The sequence below is a fragment of the Bifidobacterium sp. AGR2158 genome, assembly GCF_000424225.1.
In the GTDB taxonomy this organism is placed as follows: Bacteria; Actinomycetota; Actinomycetes; order Actinomycetales; family Bifidobacteriaceae; genus Bifidobacterium; species Bifidobacterium anseris.
Genome location: NZ_AUJM01000013.1, coordinates 120,607 through 145,452, shown reverse-complemented (window position 1 = coordinate 145,452; position 24,846 = coordinate 120,607). Strand labels below are relative to the sequence as shown.

Sequence of the window (24,846 nt, the reverse complement as noted above, 5' to 3'; positions counted from 1 at the left end):
TGCCGAGAAGCGGAGATGTGTTTTTTCTTACGGGTAGTCGACCATTTCTCACTTCTCTCGACATGTGCGACCGTCGTGTTGGCAATGTGGATGCCGACAGGGTCATCGTGGACCCTACTGATTGTGACGAACGGCAGAGAGCGGAGCGTGGTATCGATGAGGTCGGAGATGGCTGATCGGCACATGTGTGCCGTCGGTCAGTACGAAATCGCTTTTCGTGATCGCGTTGACGAAGTCGAAGTTCACCAGATAGCTCGAATGGCAGCGGTGGAAGCGCGACGGCAGGCGTTCGGCGACGTCGGACAGCTTCATGTACGTGCGCACAGTGCCGTTGTTCTCGCCGTGGAAGACGGCCACGCGCAGCTTGCTCTCCACATACATGACCTGCGCTGGCCTGACGACGTAGGAGGTATTGTTGAAGCGCACGGCGCAGGGCTGCTCGCGCAGGTCGCGCAACCGGTTCAGCGCGCGGCGGAACGTGTCGGAGAGCTCCTGACGCCTGACCGGTTTGAGCAGGAAGCCGATGTGCCGCGTGTCGTAGACGACCGAGCAGTATTCGACGTGCCCGGTCACGTAGATCACCTGCACGCAGGGACGGTCGGCGAACATCTGCATCACCTCTTCGATGCCGTTCTCCCCGTCGCCCAGACAGATGTCGGCGAAGACGATGTCCACCTGCTGCCCGTCGAGTTCGCCCAGACTGGCGTACATGTCGATCCTGCAGTCGAGTTCCGCGGGAATGAGTTCCCGGAGCATGTCGTGCAGGCCGGCGCATTGCTCGGCGTCGTCATCCACAATCGCGATACGGTACATGATTTCCCTTTCCTGCTCGTGCCCACCAGCTTTCTCCACTAGCACCGATAAGCGGAAATCGTTATACAACGCCGGATATGCCTGATATGCCTCGACGTCATAAGTTCCCGACGCCGTGTCAGAAATGACGTCCCCCGCGCATGTATCGTCATGATTCCACATGACGATTATGACATGAACCCGTACGTTTCTTACATCATACATTCAATGTGGTCATGTACTGCTGCTACGGGCGGACGGCGGCGCGGCCGTCCCGACCGCCGCACACACACCGCGTCCGACAAGCGCGGTTGAATGGGAGCCATGAGCATTGACGTTCCGGATATGACGACCCTGTTGCGATTCGTGCCGACCGCGCAGTACGGGGACACGATCGACACGGCGCGCCGCTGTGACGTGCCGGCGCCGTTCACGCCGGCCGATACGGCGCCGCGCGGGGGAGCGCTGCACCTGTCGTCGGTGCTGCCGGCGCTGAGCGCGGCGATCGGCGTACCGACGACGACAGCCGTGCATGAGGAGCCCGCGGCGCTCGCATCAGCGCTCGGCATCCCCCAGGCGCGCAGCGCGATCGTCGTGCTCGTCGACGGCCTGGGCTTCTGGAACCTCAAGATGAGCCTCGGCCACGCGCCGTATCTGCGCGCATTGCTGCACGACGCGGTAAACGACCGGCCGATCTGCACCTGCTCGCCGAGCACGACGACGGCCGCGATGGCGACCTTCGGCACCGGCACCTGCCCGGGGCTGACGTCGATGACCGGATACACGCAGCGCAACCCGCTGACCGATGAGATCTGCCAGCTTATTCAGTTCCGCGGCGCGCCGCATCCCGAGGATCTGCAGCGCGTCGAGACGGTGTTCGAGAAACTCGCGGCGCAGGAGGTGCGCGTCACAAGCGTCAGCCTGACGCGGTTCATGGCGTCGCCGCTGACGCGCGCGGCGCTGCGCGGCGCGCACTACATCGGCAAGGACAATCCGCTCGACCGCATCCGCGCGGCCGCCGACAGCGCGAAGGAGCCGGGACTGACCTACCTGTACCTGCGCGACGTCGACAAGACCGGACACGCCGAAGGATGGCGGTCCGAACAGTGGACGACGACGCTCGAGAGGATCGACGGCCAACTGGAGACGCTGCGCAGGCTCGCGCCGCGTGGCACCGTGATCGTCGTCGTCGCCGACCACGGCATGGTTGCGATCGACCCCGAACGACAGATCGACGTCGCCGCCGAGCCGCAGCTACTCGACGGCGTGCGCATGTTCGGCGGCGAACCGCGTTCGGTCATGGTGTACGCGGACGACGGCGCCGACGTCGATGCGCTCGCCGCACGCTGGCGTGCACGGCTCGACGGGCTCGCGTGGGTGCGAACGAAGGACGAGGCGATCGACGCGGGATTCTATGGCCCGGTGAGCGAGGAGACGCGGCAGGTGCTCGGCGACATCGTCGTCGAAGCCGCCGACGATGTGACGATCGTCGATTCGCGCACGCAGACCGAGCTCGCGATGGCGATGCCGGGCGTGCACGGCTCGCAGACGATGCTCGAAATGGACATTCCGTGCATCGTCGACATGACCTGAACATGAGGACATCGTCTGCATCGACAATCTGATTTGCGCGGACGATCTGATCTGCGCAGATCAGATCGTCGATGTGGCTACAGCGGATACCGCATGAGGGCGTGTTGTCTGATTTCGGCTACGCCTTCGGCTACGCCTTCGGCTACGCCTTCGGCTACGCCTTCGGCTTGCCAGCAGTGTTGTCTGGTTTGGCTACGCCTTCGGCTTGCCAAACATGATCTCATCCCAGCTGGGGACCGGGGGACGGTGGCGGTCGGTGCGGCGGTCGGACTTGGATTCGTCGGCGCGCGCGTCGGCATGCCGTTCGTCCGTGTGAGAAGCCGTCTGGGCGTCGTCGCAGGAGGCAGTTGTCCCGGACGGCTGCGGCTCGGGGGAGATCTCAGGCTGCTGCGGCGCGGACTGTGCTGCGGACTGCGCCTGCGCCTGCTCAGCCTGCTGCGCCTGCGGCGGCGCGGCGTCGGCGGGGTCCATCATATCCGGCTGCTGCGTGGCCGGCGTATCGCGGGGTTGGCTCCATGCGGCGACCGTCTGCTCGATGCGGGCGGAGCGCGCCGAATCGCCGGGCAACGAAATCGACGAGGGGATCGCGTCGTCGGGCACGTCGTCACCGCCGTTCACCGTGGCGGCGGTCATATCCGTCTCGCCGATGAGCTTGCGCGCGGCGTTGTTGATGCACACGACCGAATTGTCGTGCATGTTCCATGACCATTCCGCATGGATCGGGTGTCCGGCGGATGTGAAGGAGGCGGTGATGCGCCACGGTTCGAGGCCTCGCCGCGTCGCCTTCCACTCGACCTCGTCGCGCCGCACGCGCGCCGCGGCGAAGGTGCGTTCGATGACATCGCCGAGCGAGCGCATCCGCGACTCCTTGGGGGCGGGCACGCGCAGGAACTGCTCGATCGCGTAGTTCTTCTCCGATTCGATGGCCGACGAGAAGCGGCGCACGAGGATCGGGCTCAGCCCGTAGCGTTCGGCGACCTGATCGGGCTCCATGCCGGCGCGGATGAGCGCCTGGATCTGCGAGATCGGCAGCGTGCGCTGCTGCGCGGGCGCCTCCTCGACGTGCCGTTCCGATTTGATCTGCTTGGCTTCGAGCAGGGCGCGCTCGAGCGTCTCGTCGATGTCCACGGCGAAGGAGGAGCCGCCCACGGCGAACACCAGCAGGCCGGTCTTCGTGACATGGTCGAACCGTGCAACCGGGTAGGAGTCACCTGCCATAGCCAACACCTCTTTCATCCAGAATGTGAACGCTTTCCATTGTGCCCCACGTGTCGGATTTTGCGTAACGACTTCATCGTGTATCCTATGCGGGGAAAACCATGTATTGTATGGTGCGTCGCAATGATTAAGTCGCCATCAATCGATGAAAGGAATCGCTATGGCACAGGATTATGATTCCCCGCGCAACAAGGACGAGGATGAGGAGTCGCTGCAGGCGCTCGGCAAGAGCTCGCAGAACTCCGCGACCGATATGGACGACGACGAGAACGCGATCGCCGAGGACTACGAGCTGCCCGGCGCCGATTTGAGCAACGAGGACGCATCGGTGACCGTCATCCCGATGCAGGGCGACGAGTTCATCTGCTCCGAATGCTTCCTCGTCAAGCACCGCAGCCAGCTCGCGTACACGACGCCGGACGGCCAGCCGGTGTGCAAGGAGTGTGCGGCCTGATGAGCTTCGACCCCGCATACAACGAACCCGAATCTACCGAGGTGCTCGTCTGCCCGGTCGACCCGGCGCATCCGGTCGAACTGCGCTACGCGCACGCCGGGGACGCCGGCGCCGACCTGATCACGACCGAGCATGTGGAGCTCGAACCTTTCGAACGGGCGCTCGTGCACACCGGCGTGCGCATCGCGCTGCCGGCAGGCTATGTGGCGCTCGTGCATCCGCGTTCGGGCCTCGCCGTGAACAAAGGCGTGACGGTGCTCAACGCGCCTGGCACCGTCGACGCCGGATACCGAGGCGAGATCATGGTGCCGTTGATCAACCTCGACGCCCACGAACGGGCCATCTTCGAGGCGGGCGATCGCATCGCACAGCTCGTCATCCAGCGTTATGTCGAGGCGACTTTCGTGCCGGCCACGGCGCTGCCCGGATCCGACCGGGCCGAACGCGGCTTCGGGTCGACGGGGGCATAGAGGCGTGCCGATCGGCGGCGTGCCGCGCGTAGAATGAAATGACGCCCGTGGGAAGACGGCGCGTGGATGAGAGAGGAGCATGGACGATGGCGGACATGGACGAGGAGATGCAGCCGGCCAACATGCTCGGCTGCGAAATCAGCGAGAACCCGCTCGATCCGCTTGCCCCGATCTTGGCCATCTGCCGGCAGCACCATCCGGACGAGGACATGGAGATACTCTCGCGCGCCTACCGGCGCGCCGTGCTCCAGCATTCGACGCAGCGGCGCAAATCCGGCGAGCCGTACATCATCCATCCGCTCGCCGTCGCGCAGATCCTCGCCGACCTCGGCATGGGTCCGCTCGTCGTCGCAGCAGGCCTCCTGCACGACACGGTCGAGGACACCGACTACACGCTCGAGGAATGCCGCGCCGAGTTTGGCGACACGGTGGCCGGGCTCGTCGACGGCGTCACGAAGCTGACGAAGATGGACTACGGCGACTCGGCGCAGGCGGAGACGATCCGCAAGATGGTCGTCGCGATGAGCCGCGACGTGCGCGTGCTCGTCGTCAAGCTCGCCGACCGCGTACACAACGCGCGCACCTGGCGCTACGTCAAGCCGTCGAGCGCGCAACGCAAGGCGCGCGAGACGCTCGACGTCTACGCGCCGCTCGCGAACCGTCTGGGCATGAACGCGATCAAGACGGAGCTCGAGGAGCTGAGTTTCAAGGTCCTCTACCCGAAGATCTACAACGAAATCGTCATGCTCGTCGCGCACCGCGCCGGCCAGCGCGAGGTCTACCTCAAGCAGATCATCGCCGAGATCAACGAGGATCTCGGGGATCTCAACATCCACGCGATGGTCACCGGACGACCGAAGGACTACTTCTCGATCTATCAGAAGATGATCGTGCGCGGCCATGATTTCTCCGACATCTACGACCTCGTCGGCGTGCGCATCATCGTCGACACAATCCAGGACTGCTATGCCGTGCTCGGCGCCGTGCATGCGCGCTGGAGCCCGGTGCCGGGCCGGTTCAAGGACTACATCGCGATGCCGAAGCTCAACATGTACCAGAGCCTGCACACGACGGTCGTCGGCCCCGGCGGCAAGCCGGTCGAGATCCAGATCCGCACGTGGGACATGCACCGGCGCGCCGAGTTCGGCATCGCCGCGCACTGGAAGTACAAGGCGAACGGGCAGGCCGGACGCGCGCTAAGCACGCCGGACAAGGCGGACCGCGAACGCGGCAGGCAGGAGCTCGAGGAGGCCGACAACCTCAAATGGATCCAGCAGCTCGCCGACTGGACGAGCGAGACGCCGGATTCGAACGAGTTCCTCGGTTCACTCAAGGAGGACCTCGGTTCGGCCGAAGTGTACGTGTTCACGCCGAAGGGCAAGATCGTCTCGCTGCCGGCGGACGCCACGCCGGTCGACTTCGCGTACGCCGTGCACACCGAGGTGGGTCACCGCACGATGGGCGCGCGCGTCAACGGGCGTCTCGTCCCGCTCGACACGACGCTCGAGAACGGCGACACCGTTGAGGTCCTCACGAGCAAGTCGGATACGGCCGGCCCGTCGCGCGACTGGCTGAGCTTCGTCAAAAGCCCGAAGGCCCGCAACAAGATCCGCCAATGGTTCAGCAAGGAGCGGCGCACCGAGGCGATCGAGGAGGGCCGCGACGAGCTGACGCGCGCGATTCGCAAACGCAACCTGCCGGTCAACGCGCTGCTGACGCCGGAGGCGATGGTCGGCGTGGCCGACGACCTCAACCTGCCGAACGCCGAAGCGGTCTACGCGGCGATCGGCGAGGGGCAGGTCTCGACACAGAACGTCATCTCCCATCTGGTCAAGGACGCCGGCAGCGACGAGGTCGCCGAGGAGGCGGAGGAGGAGGTGCTGCCGCTGCGCGTGCCCAAGCGCCGCCACGCCGGCTCCGGCCCGGGCATCGCCGTCAAGGGAGTCACCGACATCTGGGTCAAGCTCGCCAAATGTTGTATGCCGGTGCCCGGCGACAGCATCATCGGCTTCATCACGCGCAACGAGGGCGTCTCGGTGCACCGCGTCGACTGCCTCAACATGATCAACCTCAAACACCGTGAACCCGAACGCGTCGTCGAAGTGTCGTGGACGAACGACAAGGGCCTGTTCATGGTGCGCATCCAGGTCGAGGCGCTCGACCGTCCGCATCTGCTTTCGGACGTGACGCGCGTGCTCTCCGACCACGGCGTCAACATCCTGTCCGGTTCGATCGCGACCGGCTCGGACCGCGTCGCCACGAGCCAGTTCAGCTTCGAGATGGCCGATCCGCAGCATCTGAACACGTTGCTGTCCGCGGTGCGCAAGATCGACGGCGTCTTCGACGTCTACCGACTGACCGGCGCGAAGGACTCCGCGCAGCCGCGCATGCGCCGCATCCGCGACGGCCTCGACGCGCAGCACTGAGCGCACGGGCGGCATCGACACGTCATCAGCAACGACAAGCGGACGGGAGGGGTGTCCCTCCCGTCCGCTTATGTCGTCACGAAACCGGCCGCCGTCGCGACGTCGTTCGTCGTCGCGGGGCCTCGGCGGCCGAAAAGCCTCAGTCCTTGACTTCGATCGATTCGATCATGACCGGCTCGAGCGGGCAATCGCGCGCATCGGTCGCGACGGAGTCGATCCTGTCGACGATCGCCTTCGACGCCTCGTCGGCGACCTCGCCAAAGATCGTGTGGTGGCCGTCGAGCCACGGCGTCGGCACCGTCGTGATGAAGAACTGCGAGCCGTTCGTGCCGTGCAGCTTGCCGTCGGCGCCGCGGGCGAGGCCGGCGTTCGCCATCGCGAGCAGGTAGGGGCGGTCGAACTTGAGCGTCGGGACGATCTCGTCGTCGAAGTCGTAGCCGGGGCCGCCGGTGCCGGTGCCGAGCGGGCAGCCGCCCTGGATCATGAAGTCCTTGATGACGCGGTGGAAGGTCAGGCCGTCGTAGAAGTGTTCGTTGGACTGCTCGCCGGTGAACGGGTCGCGCCAAGCCTTCTGGCCGGTGGCCAGACCGAGGAAGTTCTCGACGGTCTTGGGCGTCTTGTCGTCGAACAGGTCGATCGTGATATCACCTTCGGAGGTGTGCATGATAATAGTGGTCATACCTCGACACGGTAGCATACGGCCGCGCTCGCGCACGACGCTGCGCCCGACGGCGAACGGAGCGCCGCGCGCAGAATCGATGATGTCAATGAATCGATGATGTTGCTGAATCGATGATGCCGATGTCGTCACAGCACACCGAAATGCCGCAGAGCACGCACGACGCCGTCGTCGTCAACGCTTCGCGTGACGTAGTCGGCGGCCGCCTTCGCGTCGTCGGTGCCGTTGCCCATCGCGACGCCGATATGCGCGTAGCGCAGCATGTCCACGTCGTTGCCGCCGTCGCCGAAGGCCATTGACTGTTCGCGCGTCAGTCCGGCGTCGGACAGCAGCGCTTCGATGCCACGGTCCTTGCCGCCCGAGGCCGGGATGAGGTCGACGAAATCGGGATGCCAGCGCACGCCGCGCACATTACGGCATTCCCCGACGATCGCATGCTCGTCGTCGCGGCCCACATAGGGGCTGATTTGGTAGATGCGATGGTCGCCGATGCGCGTATGCGGGTCGATGAAGCGCAGCTTCGGCGCCGTCTTGCCCAGCGATTGCCACATCGCGCGCATCCGTGCGGAATCGTGGTTGAAATATGCGGTGTCGCGTTCGCCGAACACGGCGACGACGTCCGGATGACGGTCGAGCCAGCCGACGATCACGCGCACGTCCTCCTCGTCGATCGGCCGGTCCGCGACGATCGTGCCGTCGCTCCTGTAGCAGATTTGGCCGTTGACGGCGGCGATGCCGTCGAAACGGATCGGCAGCGCGTCGAGCACGACTTTCATCTGTTCGGGGGAGCGGCCGGTGCAGATGTAGATGCGGATGCCCTTCGCGCGCAACGCGTCGAGCGCGTCGATCGTCGAGGGCGGCACCTCGTGCGTCGTGAAGCTCGTCAATGTGCCGTCGATGTCGAAGAACACGGCGCGCACGTCGCGCCCCGCCTCGCGGGCGGCTGCGTCGTTCGCGTATCGGTCGGAGTCGGTTGTGGTCGTCGTCATGGAGGTCAGTCTATCGTGCGCCGCTGCCGTTATTGTCGTCGCCGTCGTCGTCGCATGTGGACGCAGACGGCAACGTCGCCGGATGCGCGATCGTTGGCGTTGCCATGCGTGAACGCCGCTTATAAGAGGAAACGATAACGACACGGCACCGTCGCGTCCCGCGCGGTCGTATCCTTGAACACGTCGCGGCGCCGACGGGCACGTTCGGGCGCACGCGGGACCTACGCACACCAAGGAACCATCGAGAGAGGAACGAGAGGAAACGAGATGAGCCAGAACAACGCCAACGAACCGGGCAAGGCGCCCGAGCTGAACACCGACGAGCCGGTGCGCGTCAACCACACGGCGCGCAACATCATCATCGCCGTCGTCGTCGTGCTGCTCGTGGCGGCGGGCGCCTTCTTCGGCTTCCACCGCGCGAACAACGGCGGGAAGGCGGCCGCGAGCGCCGAGACGAAGGGCACGAAGGACAATCCGGTGAAGATCGGCGTCGTCGGCGCGACCGATCCGCAGTGGATCGAATTCAAGAAGCAGGCCGAGGCGAAGGGCGTCTACGTGGACATCGTGGACTTCCAGGACTATACGAGCGAGAACCCGGCGCTTGACGCCGGCGACCTCGACATGAACGAGTTCCAGCATCTGCTGTATCTGGCCAACTACAACGTGCAGAACAACAAGAACCTGCAGCCGCTCGGCGGCGTGGCGATCTACCCGCTCGGCGTCTACTCCTCCTTCGACAAGGACGGCAAGCCGAAGTACACCGACATCAAGGATCTGCCGGCCGGCTCGACGGTCGCGATTCCGAACGACGAGACGAACCAGGCGCGCGCGATCGGCGTGCTCAAGGCCGCCGGCGTCGTCACGCTCAAGGGCGACTGGACGGCGTTCACGATTCCGCAGGACATCGACGAGGCGAAGTCGAAGGTCAAGGTCGTGCCGATGAAGGCCGAGCAGATCGCAAACACACTCAAGTCGGGCGGCGACGACCTGTCCGCCGGCGTCATCAACAACGACTACGTCGCCGACGCCGGCCTCGACCCGACCGACGCGATCTACCATGACGACGCAGAATCTGAGGAGTCGCGCCCCTACATCAACATCTTCGCCGTGCGAGCCGACGACGTGGACAACGCCGTGTACCGCAAGTGCGTCGAGATCTACCAGACGAAGCCGGTGCTCGACGCGCTGCAGGAGGAGTCGGCAGGCACCGCCGTGTTCGCAGACAAGTTCTCGCAGACCGAACTGGCGAAGTACCTGACCGACATCGAATCGGACATCCGCGCGAGCGGCAAGTGAGCCCTTCGCCGCACACGGCGCGCCGCCACGGGGCAACGCGCACGATGAGCCGCCCGTGCCGCTACAATGGCGGCCGGCGGCTTTCTCTCGCATTCGGCGCGATGCGCGGGCGACGGGGGAGAGGCGGGGCAAATCAAGGAGACAAAGGCGACACAATGACGCAAGGCAAGGAACCCATCATCGTCTTCGACCATGTGGTCAAGGAGTTCAGGCAGCGCGGCGCGAAGAAGACGATGCGCGCCGTCGACGACGTCTCGCTGAGCATCGACGAAGGCGACATTTTCGGCATCATCGGCTATTCGGGCGCCGGCAAGTCGACGCTTGTGCGCATGATCAACGCGCTCGAGCAGCCGACGAGCGGCACCGTCACCGTCATGGGCCACGACGTGTCGCATATGGGCGAGGGCAGGCTGCGGCCGGTGCGCCAGAAGATCGGCATGATCTTCCAGCAGTTCAATCTGTTCTCGCAGAAGACGGTCGCGCAGAACATCGCCTATCCGCTGAAGCTCGACCATTGGCGCAAGGACTATCAGGACAAGCGCGTCCGCGAGCTGCTCGAGTTCGTAGGCCTGTCCGAACATGCGAACAAGTACCCGTCGCAGCTGTCGGGCGGCCAGAAGCAGCGCGTCGGCATCGCGCGCGCCCTGGCGACGAACCCGAAGATCCTGCTTGCCGACGAGGCGACGAGCGCGCTCGACCCGGAGACGACGACCGAGGTGCTCCAGCTGCTCGAACGCGTCAACCGTCAGCTCGGCATCACGATCGTGCTCATCACGCATCAGATGAACGTCGTGCAGCAGATCGCCAACCGCGTCGCTGTCATGAGCGCCGGCCGCGTCGTCGAACAGGGCGATGTCTACGACGTCTTCGCCGCGCCGAAGCAGCCGGTCACGAAGCGCTTCATCGCCACGGCGATGGACGGCCTGCCCGACCCGGCGCGCATCGCCGTCATGCGCGAGCAGTGGCCGGGACGTCTCGTCACCGTCGTCGTGCGTCAGCGCGACATCGTCGACGCCGACGGCAACGTGCTCGTGCCCGCCTCCGGACAGGACATCTCCGAACTCATCGCCCGCCACGGCATCAGCAGCGGCCTGCTGTACGGCGGCATCGACACCGTGCAGGACATCGCGATCGGCGCGATGACCTACGAGTTCACCGGCGACGAGGCGCGGATCGACGCCTTCCTCGACGACCTGCGCCGCCACAGCGACATCGTCGACTTCGGCACGAAGGCACATCCGGTCGATTACGACACGGCCGTCGAACGCGCCCGCATCGCGCTCGGCCCCGACGAGGCGACAGCCACGTCGACGCCCACGCTCGACGACGATCTCGAAATGATCGAACAGAACGACGACGTCGTCGACATGACGCCCACGACCCCGCGGGAACGCAAGGCCGCACGAAAGGAACGTGACTGATGTACACCCTCGCATCCGCATCCGCATCCGCATTCGCCCCCGCCGCGACGCTCGCGAGCCGCAGCGACTGGAGCGTCCTCAAGCCGCTGCTCGCGCAGTCGGTCGTCCAGACGCTGCAGATGGTGCTCATCACAATCGTCATCGGCGGCGTGCTCGGCCTCGTGCTCGGCGTCATCCTCTACGGCACGCGCCCGGGCAACCTCTTCGAGAACCGCGTCGTCTATCGCGTGCTCGACATCCTCGTCAACATCGTGCGTCCGATTCCGTTCATCATCTTCCTCGCCGCGATGCAGCCGCTGACCGTCAAGGTCGTCGGCACGTCAATCGGCACGACGGCGGCGATCTTCCCGATGTGCATCATGTGCACCTTCGCGACGTCGCGCCTCGTCGAGCAGAACCTCGTGCCGGTCGACCACGGCGTCATCGAAGCGGCGCGCGCGATGGGCGCGTCGAAGTTCACGATCATCCGCACCGTGCTCATCCCCGAGGCGCTCGCGCCGCTCATCCTCGCCTACGCGTTCCTGTTCATCGGCGTGCTCGACATGTCCGCGATGGCCGGCTACATCGGCGGCGGCGGCCTGGGCAACTTCGCGATCGCGTACGGCTACCAGAAGTTCGACCAGACTGTCACCTGGACGGCCGTCATCATCATGATCGTGCTCGTGCAGGTCGTGCAGGCCATCGCGAACGCGATCGCCAAGCGGCTGCTGCGCCGCTGAGCGACGGCGTAGCCGGGAAGGCCAAACGCAGCAGAGAAGAACAAACAACAGGGAAGAAGGCAATCATGGCCGTGAGCATCGAACTGAGCGACGAACTGCGCGCGATCCGCCACCATCTGCACCGCCATCCGGAACGTTCCTTCGAGGAACGCGAGACGAGCGCATATCTGCGCTCCGTGCTCGCCGCGCACGGCGTCGAACTGCTCGACGACCCGATGCCGACCGGCGTCGTCGCGCGCATCGAGGGCGCGCACGACGGACCGGTCGTCGGCCTGCGCGCCGACATCGACGGCCTGCCGGTGCGCGAGGATTCGGGACTCGACTTCGCGTCCGTCAACGACGGCGTCATGCACGCCTGCGGTCACGACCTGCACATGGCGAGCCTGCTCGGCGCCGTGTTCTGGCTCAACGCGCACCGCGACCTCATCCACGGCACGCTGCGCGTCATCTTCCAGCCGGCCGAGGAGCTCGGACGCGGCGCACGCGCCGTCATCGACGCCGGGCTCGCCGACGGTCTCGACGCGATCATCGGCACGCACAACAACCCGAACTACGCGCCCGGCGTCCTCGCCGCCGGCGCGCAGCCGATGATGGCCGGCTGCGTGCGCTTCCGCGTCGACCTGCACGCCGACGGCGCGCACGGCGGCTACCCGCACAAGGGCACCGGCCCGTTCGAGGCGATGAGTTCGATGATTCTCGCGCTGCAGACGATCGTCAGCCGCAACGTCTCGCCGTTCCACCCGCTCGTCGTCTCGGTGACCGAGGTGCACGGCGGCGACGTGTGGAACGTCATTCCCGCCGAAGCCGGATTCCAGGGCACCGCCCGCTACTTCCACCGCGAGGACGGCGACCTCGCCGCCCGCCGTTTCAAGCAGATCGTCATGTCGACGGCAGCGGCCTACGGTATCCGCGCCGACATCGAATGGGACGACTTCCAGGCCCCGCTTGTGTGCGACCCCGACCTGATCGCGCCGGTCGCCGCCGCGATCGGCGCCTACGCTGAGGCCGCGCCGATCATGCCGTCGATGGCGGGGGAGGACTTCGCCGAATACGCCGAGGTGACACGCCTCGTCTTCGCCTTCGTCGGCTCGAATGGCACGCCCGGCTGCGCCGACTGGCACAGCCCGCGCTTCGTCGGCTTCGACGAGACCGTGAAGACCGGCGCCGAGTTCTACGCGAATGCCGCGCTCGAGACGCTGCATACGCTCGCGAACGAATAGGAAGGCGCGCGGCGCAACACCTGGGCGCTACACTTGGTGGGCATGAGCACACTACGTTTCGCACTCGCGCAGATCGACACCTGCGTCGGAGATCTCGACGGCAACGCCCGCAAGGTCCTCACGTTCACCCGGCGCGCCAAGGAGGGCGGCGCCGACGTCGTCGTCTTCCCGGAGATGACGCTCACCGGCTACCCGATCGAGGACCTCGCGCTGCGCGCGACCTTCCGCAAGGCCGCCTGGGAAACCGCCGACCGGCTCGCCGCCGCGCTTGGCGACGAAGGCCTGGGCGAGCTGTATGTCGTCGCCGGCACGATCGGCACCGACCACGCCAACGGCAAGCCGCGCAACCGTCTCGTCGTCCTGCACGACGGACGCGTCTGGGCGGGCTACGACAAGCACTTCCTGCCCAACTACGGCGTCTTCGACGAATTCCGCATCTTCTCGTCCGGCGAGCGCGCCGTCGTGCTCGACATCGCCGACGCACGCGTCGGCGTCGCGATCTGCGAGGACATCTGGCAGGACGGCGGCCCCGTCGCCGAACTCGCACGCCTCGGCATCGACCTGCTGCTGACGATCAACGGCTCGCCGTACGAGGAAGGCAAGACGCACACGCGCCTCGAGCTGGGAGCGCGGCGCGCGGCCGAGGTCGGCGCGCCGATGATCTACGTCAACCAGGTCGGCGGTCAGGACGACCTCGTCTTCGACGGCGGCAGCTTCGTCGTCGACGTCGACGGCACGCTGCTCGAACGCTCGCCGATGTTCGTCGAGGACCTCGCGTACTTCGACCTCGACACGCAGGCCGACCGCCAGCGGCCGACGACGATCGCCGCGCCGCTCGACGAGGACGAGGAGGTCTACATGGCCTGCGTGCTCGGCCTCAAGGACTACATGGCCAAGAACGGCTTCACGACGGTCACGCTCGGCCTGTCCGGAGGCATCGACTCGGCGCTCGTCGCCGCGATGGCCGCCGACGCCGCCGGCGGCGAGGCCGTGTACGGCATCTCGATGCCGAGCATGTACTCGTCGGACGGGTCCAAGGACGACGCGGCCGACCTCGCCGCGAACCTCGGTGCCCACTACGACGTGCAGCCGATCGAACCGCTCTTCGACGCCTTCCAAAGCCAGCTGCAGCTGGAGGGCGTGGCCGCCGAGAACCTGCAGGCGCGCATCCGCGGCGTCATCGTCATGGCGTATTCGAACTCGAAGGGTGCGCTCGCGCTCGCCACCGGCAACAAATCCGAACTCGCCTGCGGCTATTCGACGATCTACGGCGACGCCGTCGGCGGCTACGCGCCGATCAAGGACGTCTTTAAGACGAAAGTGTGGGCGCTCTCACGCTGGCGCAACCGCGCGGCCGCCGAGGGCATCGGCGTCGGCGGCCTGCGCATCGTCGGCAACGAGGAAGGCGACGCGGGCGTCATGCCGGCCGGCGGCGTCGTCATCCCGGTCAGCTCGATCGAGAAGGCGCCGAGCGCCGAGCTGCGCCCCGGACAGAAGGACTCGGATTCGCTGCCGGAGTACGCGCTGCTCGACAAGGTCCTCGAAGCCTACATCGAACGTGCGCACGGACGCGCCGACCTGCTCGCCGACGGCTTCGACGAGAAGACCGTGGACACGGTCATGCGTCTCGTCGACCGCGCCGAATGGAAGCGCCGCCAATACCCGCTCGGACCGAAGGTGAGCGCGCTCGCGTTCGGCCGTGACCGGCGTCTGCCGGTCACCGACAGGTTCCGCGAATAGCGGACCCGCACGCCCCCCGGCGTACAGTGGTGAGCGCAACAGGCGTCTGCGGCGGCGCAATCGCGCAGCGGCAGAAATTGCATGGGACACGGCTCGGTCGGCACGCCGGCCGAACGCAATACAAGGAGCGAGAGCATGAGCGAAGCGCAGCAGTGGTATTACAACACGGCGACCGGGCAGGTCGAGCTCGGTCCGCAGTCGCCGATGGAGCACCGCATCGGGCCGTACCCGACGAAGCAGGCGGCGATGGACGCGCTCAAGACGGCGGCCGAACGCAACAAGCGCTGGGACGACGAAGACCACGCGTGGAACAGCTGGGGCTCGTCGAAGTGACGGGTCCCACGGGACGCTGAAGACGACGACGAAGGCCGCGCCGATCGAACGGACGTCGATCGGCGCGGCCTTCGTCGTCGATGAACGGAGTCGGTTATCGATGCGCGTCACTCATCGTCAATGTGCACGCTCACATTGACGATGAGTGACGCGCATCACATGGAAAAACCGGGAATGTGACCAAGGTCACGCGTGTGCGCAGCCGTTCGCCGATGACGAACGGTTATCATGAAACAGGCAAACGACACGAAGACGCGTCGCAACAGACCCCCCAAAAAGGAGTGAATATGGCAGCAGTTGAGGCAACCGCGGTCTCCCCGGAGGACATCAAGGAGCAGGCCTGGAAGGGCTTCGTTCCCGGCAACTGGGAGAAGGACATCGACGTCCGTGACTTCATCCAGAAGAACTACACGCCGTACGAGGGCGACGAGTCCTTCCTCGCGGACGCCACCGACAAGACGAAGCATCTGTGGCAGTACCTCGACGACAACTATCTGGCCGTCGAGCGCAAGCAGCGCGTCTACGACGTCGACACCCAGACCCCGGCCGACATCGACGCGTTCCCGGCCGGCTACATCGATTCGCCGGAAGTCGACGACGTCATCGTCGGCCTGCAGACCGACGAGCCGTGCAAGCGCGCGATGATGCCGAACGGCGGCTGGCGCATGGTCGAGCAGGCGATCAAGGAAGCGGGCAAGGAGCCCGACCCGGCCGTCAAGGCAATCTTCACGAAGTACCGCAAGACCCACAACGACGGCGTCTTCGGCGTCTACACGAAGAACATCAAGGTCGCGCGCCACAACAAGATCCTCACCGGCCTGCCGGACGCGTACGGTCGCGGCCGCATCATCGGCGACTACCGCCGCGTCGCGCTGTATGGCGTCGACACGCTGATCAAGTTCAAGCAGCGCGACAAGGACGCGATCCCGTACCGCAACGACTTCTCCGAGACTGAGATCGAGCACTGGATCCGCTACCGCGAGGAGCACGACGAGCAGATCAAGGCGCTCAAGAAGCTCATCAACCTGGGCAAGGAGTACGGTCTCGACCTCGCGCGTCCGGCGATGAACGCGAAGGAGGCCGTCCAGTGGACCTACATGGGCTACCTCGCCTCGGTCAAGAGCCAGGACGGCGCCGCGATGAGCTTCGGCCGCGTCTCCACATTCTTCGATTGCTACTTCGAGCGTGACCTGAAGAACGGCACGATCACCGAGCAGGACGCGCAGGAGATCATCGACAACCTCGTCATGAAGCTGCGCATCGTGCGCTTCCTGCGTACGAAGGACTACGACGCGATCTTCTCCGGCGACCCGTACTGGGCGACCTGGTCGGACGGCGGCTTCGGCGACGACGGCCGCACGATGGTCACGAAGACGTCGTTCCGCCTGCTCAACACGCTCACGCTCGAGCATCTCGGACCCGGTCCGGAGCCGAACATCACGATCTTCTGGGATCCGAAGCTGCCGGAAGGCTACAAGGACTTCTGCGCGAAGATCTCGATCGACACCTCGGCTATCCAGTACGAGTCCGACAAGGAGATCCGCTCGCATTGGGGCGACGACGCCGCGATCGCATGCTGCGTCTCGCCGATGCGCGTCGGCAAGCAGATGCAGTTCTTCGCCGCGCGAGTCAACTCCGCGAAGGCGCTGCTGTACGCGATCAACGGCGGCCGCGATGAGATGACCGGCATGCAGGTGATCGACAAGGGCATCATCGACCCGGTCCAGCCGGAGGCCGACGGCTCGCTCGACTTCGAGAAGGTCAAGGCGAACTACGAGAAGGCCCTCGAATGGCTTTCGGAGACTTACGTCGAGGCGCTCAACATCATCCACTACATGCATGATAAGTACGCCTACGAGTCGATTGAGATGGCGCTGCACGACCGCGAGGTCTACCGCACGCTCGGCTGCGGCATGTCCGGCCTGTCGATCGCGGCCGACTCGCTGTCTGCATGCAAGTACGCGAAGGTCTACCCGATCTACAACAAGGACGCCAAGGACATGCCGGGCCACGAGTTCGAGTACGTCGAGGGCGCGGACGACGACCTCGTCGTCGGCTACCGCACCGAAGGCGAGTTCCCGCTCTACGGCAACGACGACGACCGCGCCGACGACCTCGCCAAGTGGGTCGTCTCGACGGTCATGGGTCAGGTCAAGCGCCTGCCGGTGTACCGCGGCGCCGTCCCGACGCAGTCGATCCTGACGATCACGTCGAACGTCGAATACGGCAAGAACACCGGTTCGTTCCCGTCCGGCCACGTCAAGGGCACGCCGTACGCGCCGGGCGCGAACCCGGAGAACGGCATGGACTCGCACGGCATGCTGCCGTCGATGTTCTCGGTCGGCAAGATCGACTACAACGACGCGCTCGATGGCATCTCGCTGACGAACACGATCACGCCCGACGGCCTGGGCCGCGACGAGGACGAGCGCATCGCCAACCTCGTCGGCATCCTCGACGCCGGCAACGGCCACGGTCTGTACCACGCGAACATCAATGTGCTGCGCAAGGAACAGCTCGAGGACGCCGTCGAGCATCCGGAGAAGTACCCGCACCTGACCGTGCGCGTCTCCGGCTACGCCGTCAACTTCGTCAAGCTGACGAAGGAGCAGCAGCTCGACGTCATCTCCCGTACCTTCCATCAGGGAGCCGTGGAGGACTGAGCGCCGATGAGCGCACCGGCGGACCCGTCATAGGACGGCGGGTCGCCTGAGGACGACAGGCAAAGGGCGGGGTCGCGCACCCTGCCCTTTGCCGTATCCGGCCGCCGACGCCGGCGGCATCACACGACATCGAAATCACACGACGGCGGCATCGCACGACATCGAAGACGAATGGACGAATGGAGGAACCGATGGACGAGCAGACGGCATTCCGCTCGACGACGCGGCACATGCTCAAGGAATCGAAGACCTATGCGAGCCAGACGCTCATGGGCGGCCTGTCCGGCTTCGAATCGCCGATCGGCCTCGACCGGCGCGACCGCATCCGCGCGCTGAAGACCGGCGACATCGGCTTCGTGCATTCATGGGACATCAACACGTCGGTCGACGGCCCCGGCACGCGCATGACGGTGTTCATGAGCGGATGCCCGCTGCGCTGCCAGTACTGCCAGAACCCCGACACATGGAAGATGCGCGACGGCAAGCCGGTCTACCTCGAGGCGATGGTCGACAAGGTGAAGCGTTACGCCGATCTGTTCAAGGCGACCGGCGGCGGCATCACGTTCTCCGGCGGCGAATCGATGATGCAGCCGGCCTTTGTCTCGCGCGTGTTCCATGAGGCCAAGGCGATGGGCGTGCACACCTGCCTCGACACCTCCGGTTTCCTCAACCGCAACTACACCGACGAGATGATCGACGACATCGACCTGTGCCTGCTCGACGTCAAATCGGGCGACCCGGACACGTACGAACGCGTCACCGGCGGCATCCTGCAGCCGACGATCGACTTCGGACGACGTCTGGCGGCACGAGGCAAGAAGATCTGGGTGCGGTTCGTGCTCGTGCCGGGGCTGACCGACGCCGAGGAGAACGTCGACAAGGTCGCGCGCATCTGCCAGAGCTTCGGCGACGCCGTCGAACACATCGACGTGCTGCCGTTCCACCAGCTCGGACGCCCCAAATGGCACGAGCTGCGCATCCCGTATCCGCTCGAGGACCAGAAGGGGCCGTCGAAGGCCTGCAAGGACCGGGTGCGCGAGCAGTTCGAATCGTACGGGTTCCGCGTCTACTGAGCCTTCGGTGCCATGTGGCCTTCCGTGCGCTGTCCTCGAGTGGCTGCATCATGCGTTATGTGACATCGCAAGGATCTGAAGGAGAGCACACGTGGACGCTGAGCCGGTCCTGCTGACGCAACCACGCGAAGGCGTGCCGGAGGTCACCGACACGCTCGCCGGATACGAGAGGGCCTGCGAGCGCCTCGCCGCGGCCTCGGGGCCGCTCGCCGCCGACGCCGAACGGGCCTCCGGCTACCGCTACGGACACGAGGACCGCCTCATCCAGTTCAAGCGCGAGGGCGCCGGCATCGTCCTGCTCGACCCGATCGCGCTCGGCGAACAGGGGGTGGACTGGGGTCTGTTCAACGAGGCCGTCGGCGACGCCGTCTGGATCCTGCACGACTCGAGACAGGACCTGCCGGGGTTCGCCGATCTGGGCCTGTGCCCCGAGCATCTGTTCGACACCGAGATCGCCGCGCGCATGCTCGGGCTGCACCGTTACGGGCTCGCCTATGTCACCGAGCACTACCTCGGCTTCGCGCTCGCCAAGGAGCATTCGGCCGCCGACTGGTCCCACCGCCCGCTGTCGCGCGACCTGCGCAACTACGCGGCGCTCGACGTCGAGCTGCTCATCGAGCTCGAGGCGGCGATGACGCGCGACCTCAAACACCAAGGCAAGTTCGCGTGGGCCCAGGAGGAGTTCGCCCACGCGCTGGCGGCGGGCCTCGAGCCCCGCCGGCCACACCCGACGCCGTGGATGCGCGTCTCGCACATCACCGACCTCGGCGGCGACGCCCGCGCGCTCGCCGTCGCGAAGGCGCTGTGGGAGCGGCGCGACGGGCTCGCCCGGCGCTATGACATCGCACCGACGCTGCTGCTGCCCGACGCCGCGATCATCGAGGCGGCGAAGCGCAAGCCGCACAACGCCGCGCAGTTCCGCGCGATCCGCTCGCTCAACGAACGCGTGCGCATCCAGCTGGGCACCGAGCAGGACAAGATGTTCGAGCGCTACGCGCCGATCCAACGTCAGGTCAAGCCGCGCGTATGGAAGGAGACGATCCAGCAGGCGCTCGAGCTGCCCGACGCGCAGCTGCCGCAGGTCGTGCGCCAGCAGGGAGGCGCGGAGGCCGGCAACGCGCCGAAGTCGATGCGGATATGGCGCCAGCACCATCCGCAGCGATACCGGCTGCTGCAGGAATGCCGCGCCGCCGTCAACCAGATCGCCGAGGACGTGCGCATCCCGCCGGACATGGTGCTCAAGCCGCAGATCCTGCGCAACCTGTGCTGGACCGATCATCCGAAGCGGCGCGACGTGGCCGCTTTCCTGCGCGCGGAGGGCGCCAGACAATGGCAGATCGGGCTGTTGAACGCGTCGCTGACTCGCGTTATCATGTAAAAGTTGCCTTCGGGCAGACCATACGACCATATCTTTTCAGGAGCTAAGCGTGAAAATCAGCGTCAGGAACCTCGAGCCCACCAAGGCCAAGCTCACCATCACCGTCGATCAGGACGAATTCGAACCGTACCTCGACGGGGCCCGCAAGGAGATCGCCGAGCAGATCACCGTCCCCGGCTTCCGCAAGGGCCACGTGCCCGGCAAGCTCGTCGACAAGCGCGTCGGCTTCGGTGCCGTCGCCGGCGAGGCCGTGAACAAGGCGCTGCCGGACTTCTACTCCCAGGCCCTGCAGGAGAAGGACATCCGTCCGATGGCGCAGCCGGAGATCGAAGTCGTCGAACTGCCGGAAAGCGCCGATGACGACACGAAGCTCAAGTTCACCGCGACCGTCGAGCGCCGTCCCGACTTCGAGCTTCCCGAGCTCGACGGCATGACGATCGCCGTCGAGAAGGACGAGGTCTCGGACGACGACGTCAACGCGCGCCTCGACATGCTCCGCCAGCGCTTCGCGACGCTCGTCGGCGTCGACCGCCCGGCCCAGAACGGCGACTACGCGAACATCGACCTCACGGCGACGATTGACGGCGAGACCGTCGATTCCCAGGAGGGCGTCAGCTACGAGATCGGCTCCGGCACGATGCTCGAAGGCCTCGACGAGGCGCTCGACGGCCTGTCGGCGGGCGAGGAGACGACCTTTGAGTCGAAGCTCGAAGGCGGCGAGCACGAGGGCGAGACCGCCACCGTCAAGGTCAAGGTCAACTCCGTCAAGGCCGAGGAGCTCCCGGAGGTCGACGACGACTTCGCGCAGGAGGCCTCCGAGTTCGACACGCTCGACGAGCTCAAGGACGAGATCCGCAAGAACGTCGAGGCCGACGCCGAGGGCCGTCAGGCCACGAAGGCGCGCGATGCGTTCATCGAGACGATTGAGAAGGACCTTGACATCCCGGCGCCGAAGGGCGTCAAGGAGCACATGGTCGAGCAGCAGCTGCAGTCCATGGGCGTCGACAAGGACAAGGCGACCGCCGAGCAGAAGAAGCAGGCCGAGGAAGAGGTCGACAAGCTGCTCAAGGACCAGATGGTCCTCGACGCGCTCGCCGAGAAGCTCGACGTGCAGGTCTCCCAATCCGACGTCTTCAACTTCCTCGCCTCGATCGCCCAGCAGTACGGCATGGACCCGAACCAGTTCATCCAGGCCATCATGCGCAACGGCCAGATCGGCTCCGCCGTCGAGGAAGTCGCCCGTTCCAAGGGCCTGCTCGCCGGCATGCGCGCCGTCACCTTCACGGTCGACGGCGAACCGCTCGACCTGAGCGCGTTCCTCGGCTCCGATGACGCCGCCGCCGAGGTCGACGAGGACGAATCCGTCGCCGCCGCGGCCGCCGCCGCAGCCGTCGCCGATTCGCTCAACGCCGGCGACGAGACCGAAGCCTGATTCTTCGGTTTCCTCGGCTGAACGGCCATAGCGCCGATCCGTTTGTGATGCCCCGCATCCGCACGCCGCGGACGCGGGGCATCGCCTTTGACGTAATCCCGTCGCTGCGGCGGGCATCATGGAGGGCATGGGCATGAACATCACCGCAGGGCATTTCGACAACGGCGAGGCCGTGGCCGGCGAACTGCGCGACGACGACCTCGATCCGGGGCGCGCGCCGCTCGGCTCGCGGCTGACGGCGCTCGTCGTCACCGTCGTGCTGCTCGGCATCGCCGTCGGCGTGTGTTCGGGACTGCTCACGCTGCTGCTGTACGCGATTGAGCATCTGGCGCTTGGCTTTGTCGAATCGCCGGCGATGCCCGGGCCGTTCCTGACCCATCCGCTCAGGCGCGCCGTCTCGCTGATCGGCGGCGCGACGATCGCCGCCGTATGCTGGTGGCTGCTGCGTACGCGCACGACCGCTGTGCCGTCGGTGCGCCAGGCCGTGCGCGGCGGCCTGATGCCGGCATGGCAGACCGTGTGCCACGTGCTGCTGCAGATCGGCATCGTCGGATGCGGATTGTCGGTCGGCCGCGAGGTCGCGCCGCGTGAACTCGGCGCGATGCTCGCGCAGCGCCTGTGCCGATGGACGGGGCTGCACCGGCGCGACCTGATGGAGGTCGTCGCGATTTCGGCGGGTGCGGGCCTCGCTGGCGTCTACAATGCGCCGCTCGCCGGCGTGTTTTTCGCAATCGAGATCCTGCTCAAGGACGTGACGGCGGCCACCGTCGCGCTGTCGATGCTGTGCTCGAGCCTCGCCGCGTGGGTCGCCACGCTCATCAAGGGGACGCATGCGTTCTACGTCATCGGCACAGTCGACGCGCATTTCACGCCCGACCTGTTCGCCTTCGCGATTGTCGTCGGCACGCTCGCCGGTGTATGCGGTGCTTGGTTCCGCCGCGGCGCGTCGTGGGCGGAGTCGCACAAGGCCTCCGGCACGGCGATTCTGTGGCAGCTGCCGCTCGCCGGCGCCATCACCGCGCTCATCGCGATCTGGATTCCGCAGGTCATGGGCAACGGGCGCGCGACGGCGCAGATGGGCTTCTCCGGACGCCCCGAGCTCGCGTTCATCCCGTTGCTGCTCGTCTCCTTCGCCGCGAAGGCCGTCGTCACGCTGATGACGATCCGCGCGGGCGCCTCGGGCGGCGTGCTCACGCCGGGCATCGCGCTCGGCTCGTCGCTCGGATGTGCGCTCGGCGTGCTGTGGCTGCTCATGTTCGGCACGAACTCGATCGGCGTGTATGCGCTGCTCGGGGCGTGCGCGCTGCTCGCCGCCTCGCAGAACGCGCCGCTGATGGCGATGACGCTCGTCATGGAGCTCACCGAGGCACCATCGAACCTGTATGTGCCGGTCGCATGCGCATGCGCCATCTCGGTCGGCGTCGGACGATTCGTCGCGTCCGTGCACGAGCGCCGGCTTTCGGAGGCTGCGCACGCCGTGCGCGCGGGTCGGGAATAGAAACGGGTCCGCGTCGTTTGAACCAAGTAATGTGACTGTTCAGGACACACCAATGAAGGAGACAACGTGAGTAACCTACTTACGCCGACGATGGACGACGGCGCGATGCCGGCGGGCCCCGCCGATCCGATCTTCAACCGACTCCTCAAGGACCGCATCATCTGGATGGGCGAGGAGGTCAAGGACGACATGGCGAACCGCATCTGCGCGCAGATGCTCATGCTCGCCGCCGAGGATCCCAAGAGCGACATCTGGCTGTACATCAACTCGCCGGGCGGCTCGATCACGGCGGGCATGGCGATCTACGACACGATGCAGCTCATTGAGCCGGACGTCGCGACGGTCGGTATCGGCATGTGCGCGTCGATGGGCCAGTTCCTGCTGAGCTCGGGCACGAAGGGCAAGCGCTTCCTCACGTCGCATGCGCGCGTGCTCATGCATCAGCCCTCGGGCGGCATCGGCGGCACGACGACCGACGTGCGCATCAGCGCCGAACTCATCATGAACATGAAGAAGACGCTCGCGGAGCTCACGGCGGAGCAGACGGGGCACACCGTCGAGGAGATCTACCGCGACAACGAATACGACCACTGGTTCACCGCGCAGGAGGCACTCGAGTACGGCTTCGTCGACAAGCTCGTCTCGACGCACGACACGATGAACATGGACAAGGAGTGAGCATGGCATCCGAGGAAGCGAAATTCGTCGCCCGCGCCGAACGACTCGCGGGACCGCGCGGCATCGCCGGTTTCCAGACGCCGCAGAACCGGTACATCGTGCCCGAATTCGAAGAGAAGACGCCGTACGGCTACAAGCGGCAGAACCCGTACACGAGGCTCTTCGACGACCGCATCATCTTCATGGGCGTCCAGGTGGACGACACGACGGCCGACGACATCATGGCGCAGCTGCTCGTGCTCGAAAGCATGGACCCGAACCGCGACGTGATGATGTACATCAACTCGCCGGGCGGTTCGATGACGGCGATGACGGCGATCTACGACACGATGAACTACATCCAGCCGGACGTGCAGACCGTGTGCCTCGGCCAGGCGGCCTCGGCGGCGGCGATCCTGCTCGCTGCGGGCACGAAGGGCAAGCGCCTGATCCTGCCGAACGCGCGCGTGCTCATCCACCAGCCGGCGATCGACCAGGGATTCGGTAAGGCGACCGAGATCGAGATCCAGGCCAAGGAGATGCTGCGTATGCGCCAGTGGCTCGAGGACACGCTCGCGAAGCACACCGGTCAGCCGATCGAACGCATCCGCAAGGACATTGAGGTCGACACGTTCCTGACGGCCCAGGAGGCCAAGGAATACGGCATCGTCGACGAGGTGCTCGCGCCGCGCGGCGCGAAGGCCTGAGCCGTAATCGACGACGCACAATCAACGCACAATCAACAACGACGGCGGCGCGGACAGTAGAGGGGATATTCCCGGTTGTCCGCGCCGC

General features: G+C 65.9%; 21 protein-coding genes. 17 read left to right on the top strand and 4 right to left on the bottom strand.

The window, feature by feature from the left end:
• Nucleotides 1-114: 114 nt before the first annotated feature.
• The gene (locus G606_RS0105330) at nt 115-813 is read right to left on the bottom strand and encodes a LytR/AlgR family response regulator transcription factor (protein ID WP_026645081.1); all 699 of its coding nucleotides are present in this window, start codon (nt 811-813) and stop codon (nt 115-117) included.
• Nucleotides 814-1,116: 303 nt separating this feature from the next.
• Here G606_RS0105330 and G606_RS0105325 point away from each other — a divergent pair, with 303 nt between their 5' ends.
• Entirely contained in the window at nt 1,117-2,385 is a 1,269-nt protein-coding gene (locus G606_RS0105325) for an alkaline phosphatase family protein (protein ID WP_026645080.1), read from the top strand.
• A 192-nt stretch (nt 2,386-2,577) separates the two neighbouring features.
• On the opposite strand, the gene sepH is transcribed toward G606_RS0105325, so the two are convergent.
• A complete protein-coding gene (gene sepH / locus G606_RS0105320) occupies nt 2,578-3,603 on the bottom strand; it encodes a septation protein SepH (protein ID WP_026645079.1) in 1,026 nt (341 codons plus the stop codon).
• A 160-nt stretch (nt 3,604-3,763) separates the two neighbouring features.
• On the opposite strand from sepH, the gene G606_RS0105315 reads away from it, so the two are divergent.
• The 3 genes from G606_RS0105315 (at nt 3,764) to G606_RS0105305 (ending at nt 6,953) form a co-directional block, all read left to right on the top strand.
• On the top strand, nt 3,764-4,057 hold the full coding sequence (locus tag G606_RS0105315) for a DUF4193 domain-containing protein (protein ID WP_026645078.1): 294 nt from the start codon (nt 3,764-3,766) through the stop codon (nt 4,055-4,057).
• Nucleotides 4,057-4,527, top strand: coding sequence for a dUTP diphosphatase (gene dut, locus G606_RS0105310; protein ID WP_026645077.1), 471 nt, complete (start codon nt 4,057-4,059; stop codon nt 4,525-4,527). The genes G606_RS0105315 and dut overlap by 1 nt, the downstream gene beginning before the upstream one ends.
• An 86-nt stretch (nt 4,528-4,613) precedes the next feature.
• Nucleotides 4,614-6,953, top strand: a complete 2,340-nt coding sequence (locus G606_RS0105305; protein ID WP_026645076.1) for a RelA/SpoT family protein — start codon at nt 4,614-4,616, stop codon at nt 6,951-6,953.
• Nucleotides 6,954-7,092: 139 nt separating this feature from the next.
• Here the strand turns inward: G606_RS0105305 and G606_RS0105300 are convergent, their stop codons facing one another.
• The gene (locus G606_RS0105300; RefSeq protein WP_026645075.1) at nt 7,093-7,632 is read right to left on the bottom strand and encodes a peptidylprolyl isomerase; all 540 of its coding nucleotides are present in this window, start codon (nt 7,630-7,632) and stop codon (nt 7,093-7,095) included.
• 128 nt (nt 7,633-7,760) lie between these two features.
• On the bottom strand, nt 7,761-8,621 hold the full coding sequence (locus G606_RS0105295) for a Cof-type HAD-IIB family hydrolase (RefSeq protein WP_081664052.1): 861 nt from the start codon (nt 8,619-8,621) through the stop codon (nt 7,761-7,763).
• Between the two features lie 267 nt (nt 8,622-8,888).
• Between G606_RS0105295 and G606_RS0105290 the strand changes: the two genes are divergently transcribed.
• The 13 genes from G606_RS0105290 to G606_RS0105230 all read left to right on the top strand — a co-directional run bounded on the left by G606_RS0105290 (nt 8,889) and on the right by G606_RS0105230 (nt 24,758).
• On the top strand, nt 8,889-9,917 hold the full coding sequence (locus tag G606_RS0105290) for a MetQ/NlpA family ABC transporter substrate-binding protein (protein WP_026645073.1): 1,029 nt from the start codon (nt 8,889-8,891) through the stop codon (nt 9,915-9,917).
• Nucleotides 9,918-10,072: 155 nt separating this feature from the next.
• Nucleotides 10,073-11,338 (top strand): methionine ABC transporter ATP-binding protein, encoded by a 1,266-nt coding sequence (locus G606_RS0105285; protein ID WP_026645072.1) that lies wholly within the window; start codon nt 10,073-10,075, stop codon nt 11,336-11,338.
• A complete protein-coding gene (locus G606_RS0105280; RefSeq protein WP_034523743.1) occupies nt 11,338-12,057 on the top strand; it encodes a methionine ABC transporter permease in 720 nt (239 codons plus the stop codon). Before G606_RS0105285 ends, G606_RS0105280 begins: the two co-directional genes overlap by 1 nt.
• A gap of 65 nt (nt 12,058-12,122) precedes the next feature.
• Nucleotides 12,123-13,277 (top strand): M20 metallopeptidase family protein, encoded by a 1,155-nt coding sequence (locus G606_RS0105275; protein WP_026645070.1) that lies wholly within the window; start codon nt 12,123-12,125, stop codon nt 13,275-13,277.
• Nucleotides 13,278-13,319: 42 nt separating this feature from the next.
• The gene (locus G606_RS0105270; protein WP_026645069.1) at nt 13,320-15,017 is read left to right on the top strand and encodes an NAD+ synthase; all 1,698 of its coding nucleotides are present in this window, start codon (nt 13,320-13,322) and stop codon (nt 15,015-15,017) included.
• A 135-nt stretch (nt 15,018-15,152) separates the two neighbouring features.
• Complete coding sequence (locus tag G606_RS0105265; RefSeq protein ID WP_026645068.1) at nt 15,153-15,350, top strand: hypothetical protein; 198 nt, start codon at nt 15,153-15,155, stop codon at nt 15,348-15,350.
• 287 nt (nt 15,351-15,637) lie between these two features.
• Nucleotides 15,638-18,013 (top strand): formate C-acetyltransferase, encoded by a 2,376-nt coding sequence (gene pflB, locus G606_RS0105260; protein WP_026645067.1) that lies wholly within the window; start codon nt 15,638-15,640, stop codon nt 18,011-18,013.
• Nucleotides 18,014-18,204: 191 nt separating this feature from the next.
• Nucleotides 18,205-19,086: a pyruvate formate-lyase-activating protein gene (gene pflA / locus G606_RS0105255; protein ID WP_026645066.1), complete on the top strand. Its 882-nt coding sequence runs from the start codon at nt 18,205-18,207 to the stop codon at nt 19,084-19,086.
• Between the two features lie 91 nt (nt 19,087-19,177).
• Nucleotides 19,178-20,464: an HRDC domain-containing protein gene (locus G606_RS0105250; RefSeq protein WP_026645065.1), complete on the top strand. Its 1,287-nt coding sequence runs from the start codon at nt 19,178-19,180 to the stop codon at nt 20,462-20,464.
• Nucleotides 20,465-20,513: 49 nt separating this feature from the next.
• On the top strand, nt 20,514-21,896 hold the full coding sequence (gene tig, locus G606_RS0105245; RefSeq protein ID WP_026645064.1) for a trigger factor: 1,383 nt from the start codon (nt 20,514-20,516) through the stop codon (nt 21,894-21,896).
• 133 nt (nt 21,897-22,029) lie between these two features.
• On the top strand, nt 22,030-23,394 hold the full coding sequence (locus tag G606_RS0105240) for a chloride channel protein (protein WP_231371429.1): 1,365 nt from the start codon (nt 22,030-22,032) through the stop codon (nt 23,392-23,394).
• Between the two features lie 90 nt (nt 23,395-23,484).
• Nucleotides 23,485-24,072, top strand: coding sequence for an ATP-dependent Clp protease proteolytic subunit (locus tag G606_RS0105235; protein WP_026645062.1), 588 nt, complete (start codon nt 23,485-23,487; stop codon nt 24,070-24,072).
• A gap of 2 nt (nt 24,073-24,074) precedes the next feature.
• Entirely contained in the window at nt 24,075-24,758 is a 684-nt protein-coding gene (locus G606_RS0105230; RefSeq protein ID WP_026645061.1) for an ATP-dependent Clp protease proteolytic subunit, read from the top strand.
• The last annotated feature ends 88 nt before the right edge of the window (nt 24,759-24,846 follow it).

What these genes read in the sequence shown, in the direction of transcription:
- G606_RS0105330 (WP_026645081.1), bottom strand. Translation starts at nt 813, where the DNA reads ATGTACCGTATCGCGATTGTGGATGACGACGCCGAGCAATGCGCCGGC.
- G606_RS0105325 (WP_026645080.1), top strand. Translation starts at nt 1,117, where the DNA reads ATGAGCATTGACGTTCCGGATATGACGACCCTGTTGCGATTCGTGCCG.
- sepH (WP_026645079.1), bottom strand. Translation starts at nt 3,603, where the DNA reads ATGGCAGGTGACTCCTACCCGGTTGCACGGTTCGACCATGTCACGAAG.
- G606_RS0105315 (WP_026645078.1), top strand. Translation starts at nt 3,764, where the DNA reads ATGGCACAGGATTATGATTCCCCGCGCAACAAGGACGAGGATGAGGAG.
- dut (WP_026645077.1), top strand. Translation starts at nt 4,057, where the DNA reads ATGAGCTTCGACCCCGCATACAACGAACCCGAATCTACCGAGGTGCTC.
- G606_RS0105305 (WP_026645076.1), top strand. Translation starts at nt 4,614, where the DNA reads ATGGCGGACATGGACGAGGAGATGCAGCCGGCCAACATGCTCGGCTGC.
- G606_RS0105300 (WP_026645075.1), bottom strand. Translation starts at nt 7,632, where the DNA reads ATGACCACTATTATCATGCACACCTCCGAAGGTGATATCACGATCGAC.
- G606_RS0105295 (WP_081664052.1), bottom strand. Translation starts at nt 8,621, where the DNA reads ATGACGACGACCACAACCGACTCCGACCGATACGCGAACGACGCAGCC.
- G606_RS0105290 (WP_026645073.1), top strand. Translation starts at nt 8,889, where the DNA reads ATGAGCCAGAACAACGCCAACGAACCGGGCAAGGCGCCCGAGCTGAAC.
- G606_RS0105285 (WP_026645072.1), top strand. Translation starts at nt 10,073, where the DNA reads ATGACGCAAGGCAAGGAACCCATCATCGTCTTCGACCATGTGGTCAAG.
- G606_RS0105280 (WP_034523743.1), top strand. Translation starts at nt 11,338, where the DNA reads ATGTACACCCTCGCATCCGCATCCGCATCCGCATTCGCCCCCGCCGCG.
- G606_RS0105275 (WP_026645070.1), top strand. Translation starts at nt 12,123, where the DNA reads ATGGCCGTGAGCATCGAACTGAGCGACGAACTGCGCGCGATCCGCCAC.
- G606_RS0105270 (WP_026645069.1), top strand. Translation starts at nt 13,320, where the DNA reads ATGAGCACACTACGTTTCGCACTCGCGCAGATCGACACCTGCGTCGGA.
- G606_RS0105265 (WP_026645068.1), top strand. Translation starts at nt 15,153, where the DNA reads ATGAGCGAAGCGCAGCAGTGGTATTACAACACGGCGACCGGGCAGGTC.
- pflB (WP_026645067.1), top strand. Translation starts at nt 15,638, where the DNA reads ATGGCAGCAGTTGAGGCAACCGCGGTCTCCCCGGAGGACATCAAGGAG.
- pflA (WP_026645066.1), top strand. Translation starts at nt 18,205, where the DNA reads ATGGACGAGCAGACGGCATTCCGCTCGACGACGCGGCACATGCTCAAG.
- G606_RS0105240 (WP_231371429.1), top strand. Translation starts at nt 22,030, where the DNA reads ATGAACATCACCGCAGGGCATTTCGACAACGGCGAGGCCGTGGCCGGC.
- G606_RS0105235 (WP_026645062.1), top strand. Translation starts at nt 23,485, where the DNA reads ATGGACGACGGCGCGATGCCGGCGGGCCCCGCCGATCCGATCTTCAAC.
- G606_RS0105230 (WP_026645061.1), top strand. Translation starts at nt 24,075, where the DNA reads ATGGCATCCGAGGAAGCGAAATTCGTCGCCCGCGCCGAACGACTCGCG.